Here is a 1,975-nt window from a genome sequence, read left to right as displayed (position 1 = left end):
TCACCAGCCGCCGAGTGGGCCTCCTCGGCGCCGGGCTGCTCGCGGTGAATCCCTACCACATCTCTCGTTCGCAGATGGTCGAGGTCGACATTCTGCTCACGTTGCTCGTGGTCCTCGGGCTCCTGGCCTGCGCGCGTCTCCAGCGCGCCCCTTGCCTGCGTCGGAGCGCTGCAGCGGGTGCGCTCATCGGCATTGCGGCCTCGGTGAAGTACCCGGGCGCACTGTTGCTGCCTACTGTGCCTGCTGCAATCCTGCTCTCGCTGCCGAAGCCAGGTTGGAAGCGGATAGCGACTTGGGCCGGCGCGGCCACTCTGGCGGCCGCCCTGGCCTTTGCGCTCACCTCGCCCTATGTCCTCCTCGATCACCAGGCCGCCCTGCGGGATCTCGCCGACGAACGGCTCCACGTTCAGATGGGGCACTTCGGGGAGTCCACCGCTTCGGGTTGGCGCTTCTACCTGGACTCCCTGCGCAGCGGTTTGCTCGGGTGGCCGGCCATCCTGCTCCTTCTTACCGGCGCGCTCGCACTCGTGCTCAAGCGAGGGCGCGCTTCGCTGCCGCCTGCGCTGTTCTCGTTGGTCTATCTCGCAGTGCTGGTCGGCGCTCGACTGCATGCCGAGCGCTATCTATTGCCGCTATGGCCACTCGCGCTGCTTCTCATCGCCTACGCTGCACTGGAACTCCCCCGGCGAATCCCTGGTGTGGCTTGGCGCCGCGCCGCACTCCTCGCCGCCGGCGCGCTCTTGCTTGCCACGCTCCTGCGCGTTCCAGGCGAGACTTCGCGCCTGCACCGGGCGCTCGAGCAGGACACGCGGCTGCTCGCCTCGAAGTGGGTAGCCGCGAACGTGCCAGCGGGGTCCTTCATCGTCAGCGAACAGTACGGGCCTGAGATCTACGCGCCGCAGATGAAGCTCAAGTGCGCGCCGGAGACGGCGGCTGCCATCGATCGCCTGATGGACGGGCAGCCCTACTTCGGATTGCTGCTCATGCCGCTCTTCCAGGTGATGCCCGAGCGCACGGCCGTCTTCTACGACCTCGCCCTCTATCGGAATGCCGACTATCTGATCACGTCCGGCTCCGTGAGCAGCCGCTATGAGCGCGAGCCCGAGCGTTTCGCCGCCCAACTTACCTTCTATCGGCAACTCGATGCCGAGTACGACTTGGTGCAGCGGTTCAGCCCGAAGGAAGGCGCCGGACCTGAGCTGCGCATCTACCGCAGCCCTGGCCTCGCGCTCCCGCTCGCGAAGCGAAGTGCCTTCCTTCCCCTCGCGCCCGTTCGCGTGGAAGGCGGTGCTCCGACTGGCTCAGAGGAGCTCTTCTTCCTGGAGATGGGCCTGCTCTTCGAGACCTTGAAGCATCCCCACGCTGCGCTCGAGAGCTATCGTCTGGCACTGCGTTATCCGTTCAAGCGCGCGAGCTCCCTGCGAGCCGTGGTGCTGCGCGCCGCCGAGTGCATGGTTCAGGCCGGAGAGAAGGAGCAGGCGGCCGCCTTCCTCGACGACATGATTCGGCGCACAGCGACCCCCGAGTTGAAGGAGCGCTTCCGCACCGCGCGGGCTGAGCTGGACGGCCCAGACGGTTGATCGCCATGCCGAACCAGCCCTCGTGCCGGCGGAGTGCGAGCGCTTCCCCATACCATGCGAGCAGGACGAGATCGCGGTAGGCGAACTATCCGGAGTTCCCGGATAGTTCGTCGCGAGGGTCCGCGGGAAGGACCTCGCTCCTGCCGGCCTGCGCTTGCCTGCCGCCCGCTCTCCCCGCATCCTCCAGCGTTTTCCCGCGCCGCAAAGGAGTCGCCGATGTCCACGCCACAAGTCCCGAGTGCGGCCTTCCGCACCGAGCGCGTTCTCACGGCGACGCCGAGCCGCGTCTTCGCCGCCTTCGCGCAGGCAGAGCAACTCGCCCAGTGGTGGGGACCCAGCGGCTTCACGAACACTTTCGCGACCTTCGACTTCAAGCCCGGCGGCCGCTGGGTCTT

General features: G+C 67.3%; 2 protein-coding genes. Both read left to right on the top strand.

Features of this window, described 5'->3' with window-relative positions; all coding sequences use genetic code 11:
* A partial coding sequence (locus FJ251_15875) for a phospholipid carrier-dependent glycosyltransferase (protein MBM4119180.1) occupies nucleotides 1-1,580 on the top strand: 1,580 nt, incomplete at its 5' end.
* A 216-nt stretch (nucleotides 1,581-1,796) separates the two neighbouring features.
* Nucleotides 1,797-1,975 (top strand): hypothetical protein (locus FJ251_15870; protein ID MBM4119179.1); only part of this gene is annotated, 179 nt, incomplete at its 3' end.

Source organism: bacterium, assembly GCA_016873475.1.
Lineage (GTDB): Bacteria > Krumholzibacteriota > Krumholzibacteriia > JACNKJ01 > JACNKJ01 > VGXI01.
This window is presented reverse-complemented; position numbering and strand designations above follow the sequence as displayed.